At 64.9% G+C, this 21,114-nt stretch carries 22 protein-coding genes; 9 read left to right on the top strand and 13 right to left on the bottom strand.

The window, feature by feature from the left end; genetic code table 11:
* The first annotated feature begins 3 nt into the window (after nucleotides 1-3).
* The gene (locus tag RT460_RS07440; RefSeq protein ID WP_313318153.1) at nucleotides 4-852 is read left to right on the top strand and encodes a SirB1 family protein; all 849 of its coding nucleotides are present in this window, start codon (nucleotides 4-6) and stop codon (nucleotides 850-852) included.
* A 61-nt stretch (nucleotides 853-913) separates the two neighbouring features.
* Here the strand turns inward: RT460_RS07440 and RT460_RS07435 are convergent, their stop codons facing one another.
* Nucleotides 914-1,105, bottom strand: a complete 192-nt coding sequence (locus RT460_RS07435) for a rubredoxin (RefSeq protein ID WP_313318152.1) — start codon at nucleotides 1,103-1,105, stop codon at nucleotides 914-916.
* Nucleotides 1,106-1,174: 69 nt separating this feature from the next.
* On the opposite strand from RT460_RS07435, the gene thiE reads away from it, so the two are divergent.
* Nucleotides 1,175-1,801, top strand: a complete 627-nt coding sequence (gene thiE / locus RT460_RS07430; RefSeq protein ID WP_313318151.1) for a thiamine phosphate synthase — start codon at nucleotides 1,175-1,177, stop codon at nucleotides 1,799-1,801.
* Between the two features lie 169 nt (nucleotides 1,802-1,970).
* Nucleotides 1,971-3,263 carry a glutamate-1-semialdehyde 2,1-aminomutase gene (hemL, locus tag RT460_RS07425; RefSeq protein ID WP_313318150.1) on the top strand — a complete coding sequence of 431 codons (1,293 nt, stop codon included), beginning with the start codon at nucleotides 1,971-1,973 and terminating at the stop codon, nucleotides 3,261-3,263.
* A 276-nt stretch (nucleotides 3,264-3,539) separates the two neighbouring features.
* Here the strand turns inward: hemL and azu are convergent, their stop codons facing one another.
* On the bottom strand, nucleotides 3,540-3,992 hold the full coding sequence (gene azu / locus RT460_RS07420; protein ID WP_313318149.1) for an azurin: 453 nt from the start codon (nucleotides 3,990-3,992) through the stop codon (nucleotides 3,540-3,542).
* A 138-nt stretch (nucleotides 3,993-4,130) separates the two neighbouring features.
* Between azu and RT460_RS07415 the strand changes: the two genes are divergently transcribed.
* Nucleotides 4,131-4,727 carry an HAD-IA family hydrolase gene (locus RT460_RS07415; protein WP_313318148.1) on the top strand — a complete coding sequence of 199 codons (597 nt, stop codon included), beginning with the start codon at nucleotides 4,131-4,133 and terminating at the stop codon, nucleotides 4,725-4,727.
* A gap of 220 nt (nucleotides 4,728-4,947) precedes the next feature.
* Here the strand turns inward: RT460_RS07415 and RT460_RS07410 are convergent, their stop codons facing one another.
* Complete coding sequence (locus RT460_RS07410) at nucleotides 4,948-6,177, bottom strand: acetylornithine transaminase (RefSeq protein WP_313318147.1); 1,230 nt, start codon at nucleotides 6,175-6,177, stop codon at nucleotides 4,948-4,950.
* A 70-nt stretch (nucleotides 6,178-6,247) separates the two neighbouring features.
* Between RT460_RS07410 and RT460_RS07405 the strand changes: the two genes are divergently transcribed.
* Nucleotides 6,248-7,111: an ion transporter gene (locus RT460_RS07405; protein WP_313318145.1), complete on the top strand. Its 864-nt coding sequence runs from the start codon at nucleotides 6,248-6,250 to the stop codon at nucleotides 7,109-7,111.
* A 160-nt stretch (nucleotides 7,112-7,271) separates the two neighbouring features.
* Here RT460_RS07405 and RT460_RS07400 read toward each other — a convergent pair whose 3' ends face one another.
* Nucleotides 7,272-8,087, bottom strand: a complete 816-nt coding sequence (locus tag RT460_RS07400) for an NAD(P)-dependent oxidoreductase (RefSeq protein WP_313318144.1) — start codon at nucleotides 8,085-8,087, stop codon at nucleotides 7,272-7,274.
* 140 nt (nucleotides 8,088-8,227) lie between these two features.
* Here RT460_RS07400 and RT460_RS07395 point away from each other — a divergent pair, with 140 nt between their 5' ends.
* The gene (locus tag RT460_RS07395) at nucleotides 8,228-8,902 is read left to right on the top strand and encodes a hypothetical protein (RefSeq protein WP_313318143.1); all 675 of its coding nucleotides are present in this window, start codon (nucleotides 8,228-8,230) and stop codon (nucleotides 8,900-8,902) included.
* A 60-nt stretch (nucleotides 8,903-8,962) separates the two neighbouring features.
* Here the strand turns inward: RT460_RS07395 and RT460_RS07390 are convergent, their stop codons facing one another.
* Nucleotides 8,963-9,628: a serine/threonine-protein kinase gene (locus RT460_RS07390; RefSeq protein ID WP_313318141.1), complete on the bottom strand. Its 666-nt coding sequence runs from the start codon at nucleotides 9,626-9,628 to the stop codon at nucleotides 8,963-8,965.
* 124 nt (nucleotides 9,629-9,752) lie between these two features.
* On the opposite strand from RT460_RS07390, the gene RT460_RS07385 reads away from it, so the two are divergent.
* Nucleotides 9,753-11,753 carry a VTT domain-containing protein gene (locus tag RT460_RS07385; RefSeq protein WP_313318140.1) on the top strand — a complete coding sequence of 667 codons (2,001 nt, stop codon included), beginning with the start codon at nucleotides 9,753-9,755 and terminating at the stop codon, nucleotides 11,751-11,753.
* Between the two features lie 172 nt (nucleotides 11,754-11,925).
* Here the strand turns inward: RT460_RS07385 and RT460_RS07380 are convergent, their stop codons facing one another.
* The 8 genes from RT460_RS07380 to RT460_RS07345 all read right to left on the bottom strand — a co-directional run bounded on the left by RT460_RS07380 (nucleotide 11,926) and on the right by RT460_RS07345 (nucleotide 19,397).
* Entirely contained in the window at nucleotides 11,926-12,531 is a 606-nt protein-coding gene (locus RT460_RS07380; RefSeq protein WP_313318139.1) for an LON peptidase substrate-binding domain-containing protein, read from the bottom strand.
* Between the two features lie 88 nt (nucleotides 12,532-12,619).
* On the bottom strand, nucleotides 12,620-13,993 hold the full coding sequence (locus tag RT460_RS07375) for a DcaP family trimeric outer membrane transporter (RefSeq protein ID WP_313318136.1): 1,374 nt from the start codon (nucleotides 13,991-13,993) through the stop codon (nucleotides 12,620-12,622).
* 245 nt (nucleotides 13,994-14,238) lie between these two features.
* Complete coding sequence (gene dmpH, locus RT460_RS07370; protein WP_313318133.1) at nucleotides 14,239-15,027, bottom strand: 2-oxo-3-hexenedioate decarboxylase; 789 nt, start codon at nucleotides 15,025-15,027, stop codon at nucleotides 14,239-14,241.
* On the bottom strand, nucleotides 15,024-16,064 hold the full coding sequence (gene dmpG / locus RT460_RS07365; RefSeq protein WP_313318131.1) for a 4-hydroxy-2-oxovalerate aldolase: 1,041 nt from the start codon (nucleotides 16,062-16,064) through the stop codon (nucleotides 15,024-15,026). Before dmpG ends, dmpH begins: the two co-directional genes overlap by 4 nt.
* Nucleotides 16,065-16,073: 9 nt before the next feature.
* Nucleotides 16,074-17,012, bottom strand: coding sequence for an acetaldehyde dehydrogenase (acetylating) (locus RT460_RS07360; protein WP_313318129.1), 939 nt, complete (start codon nucleotides 17,010-17,012; stop codon nucleotides 16,074-16,076).
* 40 nt (nucleotides 17,013-17,052) lie between these two features.
* On the bottom strand, nucleotides 17,053-17,850 hold the full coding sequence (locus RT460_RS07355; protein WP_313318127.1) for a fumarylacetoacetate hydrolase family protein: 798 nt from the start codon (nucleotides 17,848-17,850) through the stop codon (nucleotides 17,053-17,055).
* On the bottom strand, nucleotides 17,847-18,050 hold the full coding sequence (locus RT460_RS07350) for a tautomerase family protein (protein WP_313318125.1): 204 nt from the start codon (nucleotides 18,048-18,050) through the stop codon (nucleotides 17,847-17,849). The genes RT460_RS07355 and RT460_RS07350 overlap by 4 nt, the downstream gene beginning before the upstream one ends.
* A gap of 21 nt (nucleotides 18,051-18,071) precedes the next feature.
* Nucleotides 18,072-19,397: an MFS transporter gene (locus RT460_RS07345; RefSeq protein WP_313318123.1), complete on the bottom strand. Its 1,326-nt coding sequence runs from the start codon at nucleotides 19,395-19,397 to the stop codon at nucleotides 18,072-18,074.
* An 89-nt stretch (nucleotides 19,398-19,486) separates the two neighbouring features.
* Between RT460_RS07345 and RT460_RS07340 the strand changes: the two genes are divergently transcribed.
* Entirely contained in the window at nucleotides 19,487-20,155 is a 669-nt protein-coding gene (locus tag RT460_RS07340; RefSeq protein ID WP_313318121.1) for a hypothetical protein, read from the top strand.
* 62 nt (nucleotides 20,156-20,217) lie between these two features.
* Nucleotides 20,218-21,063: an IclR family transcriptional regulator gene (locus tag RT460_RS07335; protein WP_313318119.1), complete on the top strand. Its 846-nt coding sequence runs from the start codon at nucleotides 20,218-20,220 to the stop codon at nucleotides 21,061-21,063.
* The last annotated feature ends 51 nt before the right edge of the window (nucleotides 21,064-21,114 follow it).

Raw genomic sequence — 21,114 nt, 5'->3', positions numbered from 1 at the left:
GGCATGTCTGAAACGCGCATTACCCTGCCGCAATGGGAAGAACTGGCCGCCTTGCCCGACGAGGCGCTGCCGCTGCTGCCCACTGCCCTGCTGATCGCCCGCGACGAGTACCCGCAGCTGGACCCGGCCGCCTACGACAGCGTGCTGCAGGCCCATGCCGATCACCTGCGGGTGGAAGTGGACGCCATCGGTGAATGGCCGCTCAAGGTTGCTGCCATCAACAACCACCTGTTCAACGAGGTGGGCTACAGCGGCGACAACGACGAGTACTACGACCCACGCAACAGCTATCTCAACGAGGTGTTCGAGCGCCGCCTGGGCAACCCCATCTCGCTGGCGCTGGTGCAGATCGAGGTTTCGCGCCGGCTCGGCCTGCCGCTGGAAGGTATTTCCTTCCCCGGCCATTTCCTGGTGCGGCTGCCGGTGGAAGATGGCGTGCTGATCATGGACCCGTTCAACGGCGGCCGGCCGCTGGGCGTGGACGAGCTGCGTGAACGCGCACGCAGCAACCTCGGCGGCGAGACGCCGGATGACAGCGTGCTCGCGCAGATCCTGGATCCCGCGCCGCACCGCGCCATCCTGATGCGCATGCTGCGCAACCTGCACGGTGTGTACGCCGAGCGTGGCGAATGGGACCGCGCCGCGCGCAGTGCCGACCGCATTCTCAAGCTGGCCCCCGAACAGGCCGATGCCGTGCGCGATCGCGGCCTCGCCTACCTGCAGCTCGAACACCTGGCCGGCGCGCGCGTGGACCTTACCCGCTACCTGAAAATGGAACCCGAAGCGGCCGATGCCATCAGCATCCGCGAGCGCTTGATCGAGCTCGGCGGCGGCAACCCAAGGCTGCATTGAGCCCTGCTGCCTGCGATACTTTTGCAGGAGCGGCTGACGCCGCTGCTGCAAATTGCGAAGATCAGTCCAGCTCGACCATCTCGAAATCATCCTTGGTCACACCGCAGTCCGGGCAGGTCCAGGTGTCGGGCACATCTTCCCAGCGCGTGCCCGGGGCGATGCCTTCTTCCGGCAAGCCGTCGGCCTCGCGGTAGATGAAGCCGCAGACGACGCACATCCAGTTGCGCAGGGTGGAGGCCGTAGCGTCGGACATCAGGGATAATCACCGGACAGAGAAACGGCGTTGATTGTCACATTCCCGCCGCCGTACCGGTAGCCATCCATGACCCAGCTTGCCGACGCCCGTGGCGTCTACCTGATTACCCCCGACGAAACCGACAGCGCGCGCCTGCTCGAACGGGTCCGCCCGCTGCTGGCCGGCGCCACCTGGCTGCAGTACCGCAACAAGGCCGTGGATTCGCCCACCCGCCTGGCCCAGGCCACCGCCCTGCAGGCGCTATGCGCCGCCGCTGGCGTGCCGCTGATCATCAATGACGATGCCGCCCTGGCCGCCCAGATAGGCGCCGCCGGCGTGCACCTGGGCGAGGACGACGGCGACATCGCCGCAGCCCGCACCCTGCTCGGCCCGCAGGCCATCATTGGCGCTTCGTGCTATGACCAACTGGCTTTGGCCCAGCGCGCGGTCGCCGCCGGCGCCAGCTACGTAGCCTTCGGGGCGTTCTTCCCCAGCCGCAGCAAGATCACGCCGCGTCGCGCCAACCCGGAGCTGCTGCGACAAAGCGCCGCACTGGGCGTGCCACGGGTGGCGATTGGCGGTTTGACCCCGGACAATAGTCGGCCTGTGGTGGAAGCTGGTGCGGAGCTGATCGCGGTGATCAGCGGCGTGTTCAGCGAAGCGGATCCGGTGGCGGCGCTGGAGGCTTACCGGCGCTGTTTCCAGCACCAATGACGTATTCCTTCTCCCTTCGGGAGAAGGTGCCCCGAAGGGGCGGATGAGGGTAGGTTTCGGCGTTCGCTTGCTAGAAGCTTCCCCTCACCCCAACCCCTCCCCCGCACGCGGGAGAGGGGCTAACGCTCCGCTCAGCAACTCGATCTAGTGCTCTTTCAAAGGACTCACAATGAACCACGCCCAATCCCACGCCCTGTTCACGCGCGCACAGACGTTGCTGCCCGGTGGCGTCAATTCGCCGGTGCGTGCGTTCAAGTCGGTCGGCGGTGAACCCTTCTTCGTGCAGCGTGCCGACGGTGCCTACCTGCATGACGTGGATGGCAACGCCTACATCGACTACGTCGGCTCCTGGGGCCCGATGATCGTTGGCCACAACCACCCGACGGTGCGCGAGGCAGTGCAGCAGGCGATCAGCAATGGCCTGTCGTTTGGCGCCCCGTGCGCGGCTGAAGTCACCATGGCCGAGACCATCACCCAACTGGTGCCGTCCTGCGAGATGGTGCGCATGGTCAACTCCGGCACCGAGGCAACACTGTCGGCGATCCGCCTGGCGCGCGGCGCAACCGGCCGCAACAAGATCGTCAAGTTCGAAGGCTGCTACCACGGCCACGGTGACTCCTTCCTGGTCAAGGCCGGCAGCGGCATGCTGACCCTGGGCGTGCCCACCTCGCCTGGCGTGCCGGCCGGCCTGAGCGAACTCACCCTCACCCTGCCCTATAACGACTTCGACGCCGCCACCGCGCTGTTCGAACAGCAGGGCAAGGAAATCGCAGGCCTGATCATCGAACCGGTGGTGGGCAACGCCAACTGCATCCCGCCGCGCGAAGGCTATCTGCAGCACCTGCGTTCGCTGTGCACGCAGTACGGCGCGCTGCTGATCTTCGACGAAGTGATGACCGGCTTCCGCGTCGCCCTCGGTGGCGCGCAGGCCTATTACGGCATCACCCCGGACCTGACCACCTTCGGCAAGATCATCGGTGGCGGCATGCCGGTGGGCGCCTACGGCGGTCGTCGCGAGCTGCTGTCGCAGATTGCCCCGGCCGGCCCGATCTACCAGGCCGGCACCCTCAGCGGCAATCCTGTCGCCATGGCCGCTGGTCTGGCAATGCTGCAGCTGGTGCAGGCGCCGGGCTTCCATGAACGTCTCACCGCCGCCACCAACACCCTGTGCGATGGCCTGGAAGCGGCCGCACGCGATGCCGGCGTGGCCGTCACCACCAATCGCGTCGGCGGCATGTTCGGCCTGTTCTTCACCCATGAAAAGGTGGAGACCTACGCACAGGCCACCGCCTGCGACATCAAGGCCTTCAATGTGTTCTTCCACGCCATGCTGGAACGCGGCGTGTTCCTGGCCCCGTCAGCCTACGAGGCCGGCTTCCTGTCCAGCGCGCATGACGATGCAGTGATCGAAGCCACCCTGGTTGCAGCGCGCGAAGCCTTCAGGGTAGTTGCTGCAGGTTGATGCTGCAGCGGCTTCGGAAAAAAGCAGGTCGGCTTCATCCGGTAACGCTGTTCTTCCTGACGAAGCAGCGTTACCTGAAGCGGAAAGCAGATGGTGCACCGGTTTGTGGGAGCGGCGTCAGCCGCGAAGCTGACGTTGCTTCAGTCCATGGTCTCTGTGCAATCTGATGATGCCGCTTGCTTCGCGGCTGACACCGCTCCCACAAGGAGCCAGGCAGCTCATCACCAACGTAGCCCGGGTAAGCGCAGCGCACCCGGGAACCTCGAAACGCATCAATCAACCAAACACCAGCTTGCCCTTCATCATTCCCCAGTGCCCCGGGAACGAGCAGAAGAAGGTGTAGTCGCCACCGCGCGTCAGCTTGCTGGTGGCAAAGCGCACCCGCGTGGTCTGGCCACCACCGATGACCGGGGTGAAGGCGAGAACGCGGGCATCGTTCTTCGGCAGATAACTGTCAGCCAGGGTCGACCGCATGCCGGCCGTAGCCACTTGCTGGAAATCCGGCGTGCGCGTCAGCACCCAGTTATGCCCCATCGCGCTGGCCGCCATCGTGCCGGTGTGCTTCAGGGTCAGATCCACCTGCGTACAGTCCGCCGCAATGCGGATCTGCGGCAGCGAGAACTGCATCCGATCATTGCTTTCGATGGTGACGGTACAGGTGCGCGCCAACGCCGGAGTGGCGGGCAGCAAACCTGCCAACAGCAGGAACAAGAGGCTGGAACGTTTCAAGCAGGACTCCGGGTCATGAACGGCTACGGTGTCTGGATTCTAGGAAAGCGCGGCCATTTTCACCTGTGACGCGATGTCGCAGGCTGCAGCCCATCGCCGTCGCGGCGATACTGCACTCCCACCCTCGCACGACAAGCAATGCAACGACCGCACGCGCTACTGCTGGATTTCGATGGTCTTCTGGCCGACTACGATCACCGCGTGCATCTGCGGGAGCTTGCCGACGCTGCTGGCTGCTTGCCTGAGCAGGTGGATGCTGCGTTGCGCACGGACGGGCTTGAGTTCGCGCACGCCCGCGGTGAACTGGATGGTGGGCAGTTGCTGCAGGCCTTGAATCAACGTTTGGGCAGCACGTTGGGCGCTGCGCATTGGCATGCCGCAAGGCTCGCTGCGACCAAGCTGCGCAACGATTGCACAGCAGTGTTGGAACGCCTGCATACGGATGTACAGGTTGCGGTACTGACCAACAATGGCCTGCTGACGCAACCGGTGATCGAACAGTTGTTACCGGGTAGGCGCGTGCTGTGCAGCGCAACGTTGGGCGTACGCAAGCCCGACCCTGCGGCGTACCTGGCCGCCTGCGCGGCGCTTGGCTGTGCGCCAGGGCGCAGCCTGTTCGTCGACCATCTGTTCCGCAATGTGCAAGGCGCGCGCGAAGCCGGCCTACATGCCGATACCGCGTTTCATGCACAGTCGCTGCGGCGATTGTTGAAGCGGAATCATTGCCTGGGGTGAGAACCCGCGTGCTGCGCACGCATGCCCTCATCCGCCCTTCGGGCACCTTCTCCCGCATTGGCGGGAGAAGGAGATTGCATGCATCAGAGCGAGTGCAGGCTACCGACAGCTCCCAGCAGTATCGATTTCTCCCTTCTCCCGCGTGCGGGAGAAGGCGCCCGAAGGGCGGATGAGGGCAAGCTTCTAGGGGAGCTCACAAAGCCGACAGCGAAACTCCAACTTACTTGCGCGCCGCCCTATAAGCCGCAATCGCCTCACGCACACGCTTCAGGCCTTCAGCCACTTCTTCATCGGTGATGTTCAGCGCCGGTACGAAGCGCAGCACGCTGGTACCGGCCTGCAGGATCAGCACCTGCTTTTCGGCGGCCAGGTCCAGCAGCACGCCGATGTCAGCCACGTACTCCGGCTTGAGCACCGCGCCCAGCATCAGGCCCATGCCGCGCACCTGCTCGAACACGCCGAACTCTTCGCCAATGGCTTCCAGCCCGGCTTTCAGCGCGGCCGACTGGCGCACGACATTGGCCTTGATTTCATCGGAGGCCAGCTTGCGCAGCGCCACGCGCGCCACTGCTGCCGCCAGCGGATTGCCACCGAAGGTACTGCCGTGCGCGCCCACACCCATGACGTCGGCCACCTTGGGGCCAGCCAGCATCGCCCCGATCGGGAAACCGCCGCCCAGTGCCTTGGCCAGGGTGACGATGTCAGGGGTCACGCCCCAGTTCCAATGCGCGAACAGCGCACCAGTGCGGCCCATGCCGACCTGGATCTCGTCCAGCACCAACAGCGCATCGTGCTGATCGCACAGCTCACGGGCGCGGCGCATGAACTCGGCCGTGGCCGGCATCACCCCACCCTCGCCCTGCACCGGCTCGAACATCACCGCCGCCACGTCGCCGCCGGCCATGGCCTGCTCCAGCTGGGCAACGTCGTTGAAATCGACATAACGGAAGCCACCGGGCAGCGGCTCGTAGCCTTCCTGGTATTTGGGCTGGGCAGTGGCGGTAACCGTGGCCAGGGTGCGGCCATGGAAGCTGCCACGGAAGGTCACGATGAAACGCTTGTCCGGGCTGCGGCCCTGGCCGCTGGCCCACTTGCGCACCAGCTTGATGGCCACTTCATTGGCCTCGGCACCGGAGTTGCACAGGAACACGCGCTTGGCAAAGCGCGAAGCTTCCACCAGCTCCTGCGCCAGGTGCAACGGCGGTTCGCTGTAGAACATGTTGCTGGTGTGCCACAGCTTGTCGGCCTGCTCGAACAACGCCGCCTTCAGGTCCGGGTTGTTGTGGCCCAGGCCACACACCGCGATACCTGCGGCCAGATCGATGAATTCACGGCCCTGGGTATCCCATACACGTGCGCCCTGGCCTCGCTCCAGCACCAGCTGGCGGGGGCGGTAGACCGGCAGGTAGTAATTGGACAGGGACAACAGCGGCTCGGCGACAGCGGTCATGGCGTTCAGGGTCAGTGAGTGTGAAAGTCCCCATTGTCCTCCATTACCGGCCCTGCGGCACAATGGGCCCATGCGACTGTTTTCCACTCCCCAACTGAACCCCGCCACGGACACCGGCTGGCGCCGCCGCTGGTTCGACATCATCCACCGCACCGACACGCCGGCCTCACGCCGTTTCGACCTGCTGCTGGTCTACGCCATCATCGCCAGCATCTTCGTGGTGATGATAGACAGCGTGCAACGCATCCACGTTGCCTGGGCCAGCTGGTTCTACGTGGTCGAATGGGGTTTCACCGTGCTGTTCACCGCCGAGTACGTGCTGCGCCTGCTGGTGGTGCGGCGGCCGCTGCGGTATGCGTTCAGCATCTGGGGCATCATCGACCTGCTGGCGATCCTGCCCTCCTACATTTCCTTCTTCGTGCCCGGCGCGCAGAGCCTGTTGGTGGTACGCGTGCTGCGCCTGCTGCGGGTGTTCCGCATCCTCAAGCTGACGCGCTACATCGAGGAAAGCGGTGTACTGCTGCAGGCCTTGTGGCGCAGCCGGCGCAAGATCCTGCTGTTCCTGTCGATGGTGATCACCATCGCCGTGATCGCCGGCGCATTGATGTACGTGGTTGAAGGCCCGAAGTACGGTTTCAGCAACATCCCCGCCAGCATGTACTGGGCGGTGGTGACGATGGCGACCGTGGGCTTTGGCGACATCGTCCCGCACACCACGCTGGGCCGCTTCATCACCTCGGCCTTGATCCTGATCGGTTACAGCATCCTGGCCGTGCCCACCGGCATCTATACCGCCGAGCTGGCCGGCAACATGTTGCGCGAAGGCCGCCATGACAACCGCGGCTGCACGGTCTGTGGTCACGAAGGCCATGAGGTCAAGGCGCGCTACTGCAACCGCTGCGGGCACGATTTGCCCGAACATATCGAGCATTGAGCCGCTTCGCGGAGGTTGCAGGAACCACCTAAGCCGCGAAGCGGTGTGAAGCGGGAAAAGCCCTGAAAGCCAACCCTTCTCAAGCCCTCCCCTACGCCTACGGCGCAAGGGAGGGAGCGTGGCGCCGCCCCTTGTGCCTTCGACGCAAGGGGCGTGGCAATCAGAGAAACAGGTCTGGCATCAACGGGCGCGACGGATCCACCGCGTAGCCGGACAGATCGGTGACCCCTGCCTGTGCCAGCACCTCGTCATCCAGCAGGAACTGCCCGCTGAAACCGGCCGCGCTCCGGGTCAATACCGCATGTGCGGCATCGGCCATGATCTCCGGCTTGCGGCAGCCCGCCACGTCCACACCGGGAATCATGTTGATCGCATCGGTGGCAATGACCGTCCGCGGCCACAACGCATTGATCGCCACGCCCTGCGGACCAAACTCGGCGGCCAGGCCGAGGGTGACGAAGCTCATGCCCATCTTGGCCAGGGTGTAGCCGGTATGCGGCCCCCACCACTGCGGATCAAGGTTCGGCGGCGGAGCCAAGGTGAGAATGTGCGGGTTGGGCGCCTGCAGCAGATACGGCAGGCAGGCCTGGGCACAGAGGAAGCTGCCGCGCGCATTGACCTGCTGCATCAGGTCGAAGCGCTTCATCGGCGTCTCCAGCGTGCCACGCAGCCAGATCGCCGAGGCATTGTTGACCAGGATGTCGATACCGCCGAAGGCATCCACGGTGGCGGCAACAGCGGCCTTGACCTGATCTTCCTCGCGGATATCGCATTTCAGCGCCAGCCCTTGGCCACCGGCGGCGTTGACCGCCTCGGCAGCCGTGTGGATGGTGCCCGGCAGCTTGGGGTTGGGCACGGCCGACTTGGCCGCGATGGCAACGTTGGCGCCGTCACGCGCGGCACGCAGGGCAATGGCCAGGCCGATGCCGCGCGATGCGCCGGTAATGAAAAGGGTCTTGCCCTGCAGACTGCTCATGCGTACTCCAGTAACGGAAATGGCCTGCCCGCATTATGCCGACTGGCCCCGGCGACGCTGAGTCGATTTTCCTGGGTTCGCGACATTTTGCGTTCATGCACCGCATTGATACTGGAGCGGCGCTTACCAAGGATCACCTGATGAAAACGCTGCTCCGCACCGCACCGCTGCTACTCGCCCTGGGCCTGTCAGCCTGCCAGCAGCCGCAACCGGCGGCTGAGGTCCTGTCGCCGGCCAAGGACGTCACGACCGAAACCACCGGTCTGGGCGTGGAAGCGACCCGCATTGGGCCTGACGCGGTATGGACCGGCTCGGTCGAGTCCTGCCGCGGCAGCACCGCTGCAGATGCCTGCCTGCTGCAGACCATGCGCGCCGGTGCCGCGTCGCCAGCGGCGCTGGCTGCGGCCAGCACCTTGTCGGCCGAGGGCAAGCCTGGTTTTGTCAGCGCCTGGCAGAGCATCGAAGGCATCGGCGTGGCCACGCTGACCTTCCCGTTCCGCGCCAATACCAACCAGGGTACCTGGCTGGTGGATGCCAATGGCAAGGCCATCGACGTGGATGAGGACGTGCTGGATGAGGCCACCCGCAACGCCGATGCATTCAAGGCGTTTGCCGCCAAGTATCCGGAAGCAGGGCCGTTCGCACCGGCGGTGGCGCTTGGCCATGAATCCCTGCCGAACGGTGGCGTGCGCCTGCGCTATGCCACACCGCTGCGCAGCTGCCACGCCTGTGCAGATGATGGGAAGCTGGTATCTGCCTATGACTTCGATGCGCAACGGCGCTTCGTGGGCAAGCAGCTGCTGGAGCTGCGCTGAGTCGGTAGCCTGCGCACTGTCCCCTGCAGGGACAGCACCACCGCCCTGCGCCCGCCTGGGTCAGGGCTTGGGGCCCTGCCCTTCGTTGTCTTCCCAATGCAGGATGCGCCGGGTGACAAAGCGGTACACCGGCTTGCCGGTGGCGAACCACAGCTCGCGGACCCAGGAATGACGCTTGAGTACCCGGCGTTCAACCGGCGTCAACGACTGCGGGCAATACATGCGCTTGTGCTTGAGCAGATGGCGCAGGTCTTCGCGTGCCAGCAAGCGCATCCAACGCGACCGCGGATTGCCACGGACCGCCAGCTGGAAGTCGATCAAGGCCGGCGACCCATCCTCGCGCACCAGCCAATTGGCTTCCTTGGCCAGATCGTTGTGGGCGATGCCATGCCGGTGCACGCGTTGCAGCAGCTTGCGGGCCGCGCGGAAATAAGCCACATCCCCGCGCGGTGGACGCTGGTACATCGCCGCGCCTTCCATGTAGCTGCGGTCCAGCCAGCGCCCGTCCCACCCCAGCAGACGCGGGGTCGCCTCCATGCCATCCAGTTGCGCCAGCGCCCGCGCTTCGCGCCGGGCCAGCCACCACGCGGGCAAGCGCAGCCACAACGGCGTGGCGCCCAGGTCACGGCGCACAAACTGCCCCTGCGGACCTTGAACCAGCAGGATGCGCCCAAAACTATCGGCTTTGAGGGCGACAACGGAGGAATGAGGGGAGGTTTCTACCATCGCTGCATTCTAGCCGGCCGTCCGCGTTCATCCAGCGGCATGGCGTGTGAACGGTGCGCAGCACGCGTCACGGAACCCTTGCGGCGGCTGCCGGTCTGAAAAGCCTTCCCTTTATAATCGGCCGATGAATTCTTCCTGGATCGACGCCACGCTTGCGTGGATCGCCGCCCATCCCGTCTTGGCCGGTGTCGTTATTTTCGCCATCGCCTTCTGCGACGCCGTCATCATTCTTGGTGCCATCGTCCCGGCGCTGCCGCTGATGATCGCCGTTGGCGTGCTGATCGGCATGGGTGAGCTGTCAGGCCCCTATGCGGTGGCCTGCGCCACTGTGGGCGCGTTTGCCGGCGACGGTCTGAGTTATTGGGTGGGCCGGCGCTGGGGCAATCGCCTGCGCGGGGTCTGGCCGTTCAGCCGCTACCCGCAGCTGCTGGACCGTGGCGAGCTGATGTTCCGCCGCAATGCCTTCAAAAGCATCCTGATCGCACGCTACGTCGGGGCCATCCGGCCTTTCGTACCGGCCATCGCCGGCATGGCCCACATGCCGTTCCGCACCTACTTCAAGGCCAGCGGCATCGCCTGCCTGTCCTGGGCGGTGTTGTTCCTGCTGCCTGGCTGGGCCTTGGGCCAGGCCTATGACGCGGTAGCGGCAGTGGCCGGACGCCTGTTCCTGGTGGTGGCCCTGCTGGGCGCGATGCTGGGCCTGGTCTGGGCCATCGTGCTGTACAGCTATCGCTGGTCAGCGGCACGCATGGACGTGTGGCTGGCCCGTCTGTTGGGCTGGTCGCAACGGCATCCACAGTTGCTGGGGCGCTCACTGACCGATCTGTTCGACCCCAAGCGGCGCGAGTCGGTGCCGCTGGCGATGCTGGCACTGATGCTGCTGGTGTTGGGCTGGGGCTGGTTCGTGTTGCTGATGGTCGTGGTTGGCCACGGCGAACCGTTGGCACTGGATCTGGCGGTGCACCGGCTGATGCTGGCCCTGCGCAATCCGCTGGCCGACTATCCCATGGCAGCCCTGGCCTCGCTGGCGGACTGGCAGGTGCTGCTGCCGGCCATCGCCGCCGGCATGGGCTACCTGGCCTGGCGCCGGCGCTGGATGGCGGTCTTCCATTGGCTCGCGGCCCTTGCCTTCGGCCTGGCCCTGACCAAGCTGCTGGGTGCGACCGTGGACGTGGTTCGCCCGCCGGCGGCCAGCAGCGGCTTTGGCTTCCCGTCGGTGGCGGTGACCATGGCCACCATCACCTTCGGCTTCTTCGCGGTGCTGATTGGCCGAGAACTGCCGGGCCGTACCCGCGTATGGCCCTATCTCGTCTCCGGCATCGTCGTCACCCTGATTGGTTTTGCACGGATCTACCTGGGCGCGCACTGGGTCAGCGATGTCATCGGCGGCATGCTGTTCGGCATCTTCTGGCTGCTGTTGCTGGGCGTGGCCTACCGGCGCCGCTTCAACCGCTCGTTCTGGGTCAAGCCCGTGGCATGGCTGTTCTACGGTGTCTTCGCCCTGGCCGGGCTGTGGTATGCGCCGCGCAATGTGCCGGCCAAGCTGGCCAAGTTCGAACCCGCCGCGGAAGCTCCGCGCCTGATGCAGAGGGCGTATTGGTGGCAGGACGGCTGGCGCGAATTGCCGGCACGCCGCAACGATTTCGACGATGACCAACGTTGGCCGCTGGACGTGCAGGTCGCCGGGCCGCTGCCGGTGCTGCAGCAGCAACTGCAGGCCCAGGGCTGGCGGACGCAGCCGCAGGCTGGTTGGCAACAAGCCCTGCTGATGCTGGACATGAAGGCCCCGCCCAACGACGTGCCGGTGCTGCCAGCCACGCTGGACACCAATGTCGAAGCGCTGTTGATGTTGCACCCCGGCAAGCGCCCGGATGAGGTGTATGCCTTGCGCCTGTGGCCCTCGCCCGTGCGGCTGGAACCCGGGCAAGCGCCGGTATGGTTGGGCAGTGCGCAGACGCTGCGCTATCAGCGCCATCTGAAGTTGTTCGGCATGTGGCGCCCGCTGCGCGGGGTGGACCCGGCCCTGGATACGCTCAAGCAGTCCTTGGGTGAACTGGAAACCCAACAGCAGGTTCAGCCCGATACCGGACTGCCGGTATTGATGATCCGTGCCGAGCAGCGCTGAGGCGCTGCAGCTCGCGGAGCGTGAGTCCGGCTCTGCTGCTGGTCCTTCAGCAACGTCATTGCCGACCCTGGGTCGGCACTACATCGCAGGCTTGGCATCGACGGGAACGGCAGTTCCGCTGCCAGCTGGCAAGGCGTTTATGTCGCAGTTTGGGCCGCGCCTGCGGCGGCGGTCATAGCGGCTGTTCGGGGACGTCGAAATCCGGGATCCATTCCAGCAGGCGGTCCAGGCGCTGGCGCGGGTCGTGCTCCTGCAGCAGTGCCAGCCGTTGCTCCTCGCTCAGTGGCAGCAACTCGGCCAGCCGCCAGCCCACCCAGGCGGCCTGATCCAGCTGCGCGGGGCCCGCCGCAGCGTACTCGCCGCCGGCCTGCTCGAGGATGTGCTCCAACAAGGTCCCCAACAAACCGTGCTCGGGCTGCAGTTCATCATCGCTGTCACGCTCGCACCACTGGACATCGGCAACCACCAGGCCGTTGTCGCGCACACGCGTGCTTTGCACATGGAATCGCCGCGCGCCGCGCAAGCGCAATACCAGCACGCCGTCCGGGCCGACGTCGAAATCTTCAATGGCAGCTTCCACGCCCCAGGCTGCAGGTATGGCGGGTGCGCCGACTTCCTCGCCTTCGAGGATCAGGCACACGCCGAAGCTGCAGCCCTTGCGTCCACACTCGCGCACCAGGTCCAGATAGCGCGCCTCGAACACGCGCAGGTTCAGCGCAGCGCCTGGCAACAGGACCGAGTGCAGCGGAAAAAGCGGCAGCGTTTGCGATGGATTCATCGGATGAAAAAACAGGCGGACCGGGAACGATGTTACCCCAGCCCGCCTGTATCGACCGGCGCGGCGATCTTCACCGCCACGCCCAGCATCAGAAGTTGTACTTCACGTGCGTGTGCAGGCGATTCATGTCGCCCTCTTCGCCGTTCTCGATACGACGCGTGGCATGGCTGAGTTCAACGCCAAGATCCAGCTTCGGGAACGGCGAGTAGATCAGGTTGGCACGCACCGACTGCGCCTTCTCGGTGACTTCATAGCCGGTAAGCGCCGCATCGTTGTCCAGCACTGCCACCGAGTAGACCAGGTTGCCGCGCAGTTTGGGCGAGAACGCGTGGCGCCAGGCGGCAAAGCCGCCGTAGCCGTCCATTGCATGCAGGCGGCCTTCTTCGTCCAGCACCGTGTCACTGCCCAGCGCAAAGCCCAGGTAGCGGCCCACGCCGCTGCCGCCGCTGACCATGTAACGCAGGTCGTCGTTTGCCCCCATGTTGAAGCGGCCCGACACACTCAGCGCCGCGCCGGTCTCGGTATCCCCGCCATAACGGAAGCTGCGCAGCAGTGCCGCGGCGGTGAAATGGCCCCAATCACCGCGGGTGCCCCAGCGCGCGGTCAGGTCGGGCATGGTGTCAACGCCGCTGTTGAAGCGCGCGCCCTTGCCTGCAAACGGGGTGATGGTGGTCTGCGGGTTTTCCGCGGAGAACGACCATGCGCCGCGGGTGTAACGCAGCTGCGCCTGGCGCGAGAAGATCGTGCCTTCCGATGGGCCAGTGAAATCCACCGTATCCGGCAGCGCCGCCACGTCCTGGAAATTGGACCAGGTCTGGCCGGCCAGCCAGTTGTTCCAACTGACATAGGCTTGGCGCAGGGTCAGCGCATAGGTGTTGGTGATGACTTCATTGCCGGCAAAGGCATTGCTGCCACCGCCGTACATGTCGGCCTCGATGTAGGCCTTGAGTTTGTCGCCGCTATCGGTGGTGGTATCGGCGCCAAACCAGAAACGCGAGAACTGCGCATGTACATCGGTATAGCTGGCGCTGTGGCCATTGCCATCAGCGGCTACCGGCGTGGCACTCGGGAAATAGAACAGACGCCCGGCCGAACCATCGGCCATCTCGCCATCGCTGGTATGCGTGGACATGGCGTCCAGCTTGATGAAGCCACCGAACGAAAACTTCGTGCCTGCCATGGCATTGGGCATGGTCGTCGCTGGTGCCGCCGGTGCCGCCGCGGTCGCCACCCGGGTTGCATCCAGCGCGCTGGCACTTGGCGAAGAAGATGCGGCCGCACTGGCGGATTCGCGCTGCTGGTACTGCTGCAGCGCGGCGCGCATCTGTTGCATTTCCTGCTCCAGTTGCAGCATTCGCGCTTCCATGGCCTTGGCATCCATTGCCTGCGCGAGTGCGCTCAGCGGCATTGCTGCCAAGGCCGTGCTGACGGCCAGGACCGTCAATTTCTTGTTGCTGATCATTATTTTCCCCTCCCAGGGCAACAGAACACCGTTCCGGCCTTTCGTGGAAGGGCCGGTCAAATTGATGCCGCTTTCCAATGCGCGAAATCGTTCGTACTGATTTCCCGCCCAGATTTCAGTACGTCTATCCCGCGCGAGCGGGGATCACTCTTGCCTTTGATTTTTCGGTCATATGTTGAAAATTCCGCAGCGCGAGTTGCCAGCAGGGGGCCAGAGCGATCTCCACCTGCGCGGGATTGACGGGCTCAGACAAAGCGCATCGACGTGGTACCGATGCCATCGGCGCGCACCAGCACGTTGTCTCCGGCAGCAACCGCCACCGCCGCAGTGATGGCACCGGACAGGACCACGCTGCCGGCAGGCAACACCTGCCCACGTTCGGCCAACATGTTGACCAGCATCGCCACGGCATCGGCGGGATTGCCAAGCACCGCTGCGCCCGCGCCGACCTCGACCACCTGGCCATTCTTCTCCATCACCACGCCCAAGGTCTCCAGGTCCAGCCCTGCCACCGGGGTGGGCTGCGAGCCGAGTACGTAGCGCGATGCCGAGGTGTTATCGGCAATCACGCTGGGCAGGTCGAAACGGAAATTCTCGTAGCGCGAGTCGATCAGTTCGATCGCTGGCACCACATAGTCCGTGGCGGCCAGTACCTTGGCGACATCGCAGCCCGGGCCGGCAAGTGCCTGCGCCATGACAAAGGCTATCTCGGCCTCCACCTTCGGATGGATCAGCCGCGCGGTATCGATCACCGCGCCATCGTCCACGGCATTGTCATCACCAAGGAAGCCATAGATCGGCGTATCCACGCCCATCTGCTGCATCTTGGGTTTGGAGGTCAGGCCCATTTTCATGCCGACAATGCGCACGCCTGCCGCCTGCTTCATGCCGCGCAGGCACTCCTGGATGTCATAGGCATCGCTGACATTGATCTGCGGGTGGGCGTCGGTGATCTTGGTCACCTCGCGCACTTCCTGTTCGGCGGCGAGCAGCTGCAGGGCGCAGCCTTCGATGATGGAACGGTCCAGCGTCATGCGCTCATCTCCTGCGGGTGTTCGCCGCGTGCACGCAGCATGTCCAGTGCGACATCAACAATCATGTCTTCCTGACCGCCGACCATGCGGCGCTTGCCCAGCTCCACCAGGATGTCGACGGTATTGATGCCAAAGCGGCGCGATGCGGCCTCGGCGTGGCGAAGGAAGCTTGAATACACACCGGCATAACCCAGCGCCAGCGTTTCGCGATCGACCCGTACAGGCCGATCCTGCAGCGGACGCACGATGTCGTCTGCCGCGTCCATCAAGGTGTACAGGTCACAGCCGTGGTTCCAACCGATGCGCTCTGCCGCGGCAATGAACACTTCCAACGGTGCGTTGCCGGCACCGGCACCCATACCCGCCAGGCTGGCATCGACACGGATCGCACCGGCCTCGACCGCAGCAATGGAGTTGGCCACGCCCAGCGACAGGTTGTGATGGGCGTGAATGCCGATCTGGGTGGCCGGCTGCAGCGCTTCGCGCAGCGCGCCGACGCGCTCGCGCACATCATTCATGTTGAGCGCGCCACCGGAATCCACCACGTAGACGCACGAGGCGCCATAGCTTTCCATCTTCTTCGCTTCCACCGCCAACGCCGCCGGCGTGGTCATATGGCTCATCATCAGGAAGCCCACCGCATCCATGCCCAGGGCATTGGCGGCCTCGATGTGCTGGCGCGAGATGTCAGCCTCGGTGCAATGCGTGGCGACGCGGACAATGCGCGCGCCTGCGGCGTAGGCATCCTTCAGGTCGTGGACGGTGCCGATGCCCGGCAGCAGCAGCGTGGCGATCTTCGCGTGCGATACCGCACCGGCCGCCGCTTCGATCCATTCAACGTCGCTGTGTGCACCGAAGCCGTAGTTGAACGAAGAACCCTGCAGCCCATCGCCGTGCGCGACTTCGATCGAGTCGACGCGGGCCTTGTCCAGCGCAGCGGCGATCGTGCGTACCTGCTCCACGCTGTAGCGATGACGCACGGCATGCGAGCCATCACGCAGGGTCACATCGGAAATATAGAGCTTGTTGTCTGTCATGGTCGTTCCTCAGGCGGCAGCGCGCTTGGACAGCACCGCCGCGGCAATGCGTTCGGCGGTGGCCAGCGCGGCCGAGGTCATGATGTCGAGGTTGCCGGCATAGGCCGGCAGGTAGTGCGCGGCGCCTTCCACTTCCAGGAAAACCGAGGTCTTCAGGCCGGTGGTCGGGCCAACGCCCGGTACGTTGACCGCTTCGTCCAGCACCTCGAACTGCACCTGCTGCTTGAGCCGGTAGCCAGGCACGTAGGCCGCAACGCGCGCCACCATGTCGTTGACGGCGGCCTCGACCGCGGCGGTATCGGCCAGTTCGCTGAGCACATAGACCGTATCGCGCATCAGCAATGGCGGCTCGGCCGGGTTGAGCACGATGATGGCCTTGCCCACAGCGGCGCCACCAACGCTTTCGATGGCGCGCGAGGTGGTTTCGGTGAACTCGTCGATATTGGCGCGGGTGCCGGGTCCGGCACTCTTGCTGGAAATACTGGCGACGATCTCGGCGTACTTGACCTTGGCCACCGAGGCGACCGCCGCCACCATCGGAATGGTGGCCTGGCCACCGCAGGTGACCATGTTGACGTTTGCCGCGTCGAGGTTGGCGTCCAGATTGACGGTAGGCACGCAGTACGGACCGATCGCCGCCGGGGTCAGGTCAACCACGCGGATGCCGGGCTTGGCCTGGCGCAGCAATGCATCATTGGCAATGTGCGCCGAGGCCGAGGTGGCGTCGAAAACGATGTCGATATCGGCAAACAGTTCCGAGGCGATCAGCCCGGCCACGCCGCTGGCAATGGTCGGCACGCCCATGCGCGCGGCGCGCGCCAGGCCGTCCGAGGCGGGGTCGATGCCGACCAGTGCCGCCATCTCGATGTGCTTGCCGTGGCGCAGGATCTTGATCATCAGGTCGGTGCCGATGTTGCCGGGACCGACGATGGCTGCTTTCAGGGTCATGCAGAACTCCTGTCATTCAATGTGGGGGAGGAAGCAGGCGTCATGCAAAACGGATTTCGGCACTGCCCAACGCGCCGACCCGCACGCGCATGTGGTCGCCTGCGGCAACCGGGATCAGGGGCACCAACGCACCGGACAGGATGACCTCGCCAGCCTTGAGCGGCGTGCCCAGCCGGCCCAGCGTATTGGCCAACCAGGCCACGCAATTGACTGGCGAGCCGAGTGCTGCAGCACCGGCCCCGGTGGCAACCAGTTCGCCATTCTTCTCGACCACCATGCCCAGCGTGCCCAGGTCCAGGCTCTTCGGTGGGACCCGCAGCTCGCCCAGCACGTAGGCCGCTGCCGAAGCGTTGTCGGCCACGGTATCGGTGATGCCGATACGCCAATCGCGGATGCGCGAATCAACGATCTCGAAGCACACCGACAGCGCTTCGGTTGCCGCCAGTACGTCGTGGTGGGTGATGCCAGGGCCAACCAGATCGCGCTTCAGATGGAAGGCAATCTCGCCCTCCGCGCGTGGCGCGATCATGCCGGCCACCGGCAACACGCCGCCGTTGGCCACTTCCATGCGGTCGGTGAGGAAGCCGAAATCCGGCTGGTCCACCTTCAGCATGCGTTGCACCGCCACAGACGTCGCGCCGATCTTCTTGCCTACCACGCGCTCGCCATCGGCCAGGCGCCGTGCCAGCAAGTCGTTGGAGATCGCGTAGGCATCGGCAAGGCTCAAGCCCGGGATGCGCTCGCTCAAGGGCTCGACGGCAACCCCGCTACGCAGGGCAGCATGCAGTTCGGCGCCATGCACGGCGATGGCATCGCTGCCCAGTACCGAGGCACTCATGGCTTGCCTCCGTCCATCGGATCACTCTTGAGCACATCACCCACCGCAAAGCGTTGCGGCGGCACTTCGTTGACCATTACCCGGATCGCGCTCATCGGCGCATCCAGTTCGGCATGCGCCACCCGCGCCAGTTCGCGGATGAAGCGCTGCACCTTCTGCTCGTCGCGGCCCTGCACCAGGGTCACTTGGATGATCGGCATTTCTCTACTCCAGTATTGCAATCAGGTCAGCTCGGCGCCCTTGGTCTCGGGCAGGAACAGCAGCACGATCACCGCAGCCAAGGCGAAGAACGCTGCAGTAGCCATCAGGCCGCTGGCAACGCCATAGCGGTTGGCGAGGAAGCCGATCAGCGCAGGCGCGATCGCAGCGATGGCGCGGCCACCGTTGTAGACAAAGCCCTGCGCGGTAGCGCGCACCGTGGTCGGGAACATCTCGGCGAAGGTCGGTGCAAAACCGCTATAGAAGCCGGTGCCGAAATAAGCCACGACGATGCCGAATGCCATCAGCGCCATCGGCGACTTGATCATCACGAACACCGGCACGGTCAATGCCGAGCAGACGAAGAACAACATGAAGGCCTTCTTGCGGCCGATGGCGTCGGCGATATAGCCGAACGTGACGAAGCCCAGCGCGGCGCCGACCTGCATGATCACGATCCAGATCGTCGACTTGACCATGTCCAGGCCCGGGCCGCCGTCGGCAACCGGCGTTGCCAGGTAGGTCGGGATCCAGGTGAACAAGCCCCAATAGCCGCACATCGCAGCAGTGACGAAGGCCAGGCCGACGATCGTGTTGCGCGCATGTGAACCGAACAGCGTCCCCATGGTCTGGCCGAAACTCAGACGCTCGGTCTGGTTGACCCAGATTTCCGGTTCCTTGACGTGGCGGCGCACATAGAAAGCCAGCAACGCCGGCAGCAGGCCGACCATGAACACCCAGCGCCACCCCAGCGTCGGCACCACCAGCGCGGCGATGATCGCCGCAGCGGCATAGCCGGATGCGAAAGCACTTTGGATCCACGCCAGGATCTTGCCGCGGTGTTGCGCCGGCCAGCTCTCGCTGACCAGTGCCGAGCCCGCCGACCATTCACCGCCCACGCCCAGGCCGACGATGATGCGGAACAGCATCAGCTGGCCCAGCGAATCGGACAGCCCGCACAGCGCGGTGCCAATCGAGTAGCAGATGATGCTGAGCATCATCGATTTGGCGCGGCCCATGCGGTCGGCCAGGTAGCCGAACACCAAGCCGCCGAATGCGGTGGCAAGCAGCGTGGCCGACATCACCATGCCTGCCTGCGACTTGTCGAAGCCCAGGTCGGCACTGACGTGCTTGAGCACCATCGCGAACAGCATCAGGTCCATCACATCCAGCATCCAGCCCAGATAGGCCGAACGGAACGTGCCCCACTGCTGTTTGCTGGCGCCCTGCCACCAGCGGCCGCCACTGAGGGCGGTTACCTCTTGGATCGTTGAATCACGCTGCGCCACGGTCTTCCCCTCCGGAATCTTGGCCGAGATGAAAGTATCGGTGAACGATACCGAGACCACAAAATATCCGACTTTTCTCAAAAATGGAACATGACAATCAATTTCGTATCGATATACGATACAGACGTCGTAACCACCGCGAGATTCCGATGTCGAAACTGATCCTCCGCCTCCACGAAGACCACCTGCCGGCCGGTTGCCCGCCGGTCTACCTGCCCAGCGGCCCGCGTGCGCTCTATGTGCGCAGCGGCGGCCTGGGGGTTGAATCACCGCAGGACAGCCAAGCCCTGGACCCGGCCCAGGCGCGCGTGTCACAGGAGCCGTTGACCCTGCTCAATGGCGCCCAGGACACCGTGCTGTGGCGCTGGGATCTGACCGACAGCGCTCGACCGGCGGGCGCTCTCCCCTCCGCCCCCGCCACCCGCAGCGCGCTCAAGCTGGAGGCGCCGATCGAGCTGGACGAGCGCTTTGAATGGCTGATGCGCTGCGACCGCGTGGATTTCCCCAAGGGCGGGGTCGCCCTCACCCACGTCCACCAGGGCCCCGGCATCCGCATCTGCGACTACGGCCAGATCAGCATCGAAACCCTGGGCAACAGCCACGATTACCCGCCCGGCACGGCCTGGTTCGAGCTGGGCCATGCACCGGTACTGGCCCCCACTACCGACGCCGAGGAGACCCGTTTCATCCGCTGCTTCCTGCTGCCACGCCAGCTCAAGGGCCGCAGCTCGATCCGCTATGTGCGCCCGGAAGATGCCGCCGCGCCGAAGACGCAACAGTACAAGGTTTTCGCAGAGCGATACATCGACCTGCCATAATCGGCAAAATTCGCGTCTTTCGAGGGCGCGCCCCTGCCATGGAAATCGCCGACAGGTACCCGATGCCCCGCAACGTTGCCAGTGACAAACAGGAAGTACGTGCCGCCAGCGGCACGGTGGAAACCCAGGAAGAAGGCACCGAGCACGGTCTGCCCACCGCCATCGTTTCGTTGAAGGTGATCGAAGCCTTGGCCGCTGCACCAACCGGGCTGGGCGTCACCCGCCTGGCCCAGGTGCTGGGCATGCCCAAGGCACGCGTGCACCGCCACCTGAGCGTGCTGCGCGAGCACGGTTACGTCGATCAGGATCCGGACAACAATCAGTACCGCGTCGGCTGGCAGATGTTCCTGCTGGGCCGTGCCTGCAGCAGCCGTTTTGACGTGATGGGGCTGGCCAAGCCGATGCTTGAACAGCTGCGCGACGAAGTCGGGCAGACGGTGGTGATTTCCACCTTCTCCGACAACGAAGTGGTGGTGCTGGACCTGCTGCGCGGCACCGCACCGGTGGAAATCAGCCTGCGTCCGGGCACGCGCTTCCATCACAACAGCGTGGCGCAGGGCAAGATCGCCCTGGCCTACGGCCCTGAAAAACTGCGCCGCGCCTATCTGACCCAGACGTTGCCGGCCAGTACGCCGCGCACCATCGTCGATCCGGACCGGCTGGCGGCGGAGATTGCGCTGGTCCGAAAGCGCGGCTGGGCCGATGCGCCCGAAGAACTCTATATCGGCATCAATGCGCTGGCAGCACCGTTGCTGCAGGGCGATGGCGAGCTGTTCGGTACGTTGGCGATCGTAGGTTCGATCCACTACCTGCCAAGCACGCCGGACCCTGCGCATGTGCAGGCCTTGCTGAGCGCATCGGCGCAGATCTCGGCGCTGATGGGATACATCGCCAAACCCTCGCGCTAGGCAACGCGCACCGCCAAACACCGTCGCCCCGGTAAGCGCAGCGCACCCGGG

This window comes from Stenotrophomonas sp. (assembly GCF_032061965.1).
Classification (GTDB): domain Bacteria; phylum Pseudomonadota; class Gammaproteobacteria; order Xanthomonadales; family Xanthomonadaceae; genus Stenotrophomonas.
This window is presented reverse-complemented; position numbering and strand designations above follow the sequence as displayed.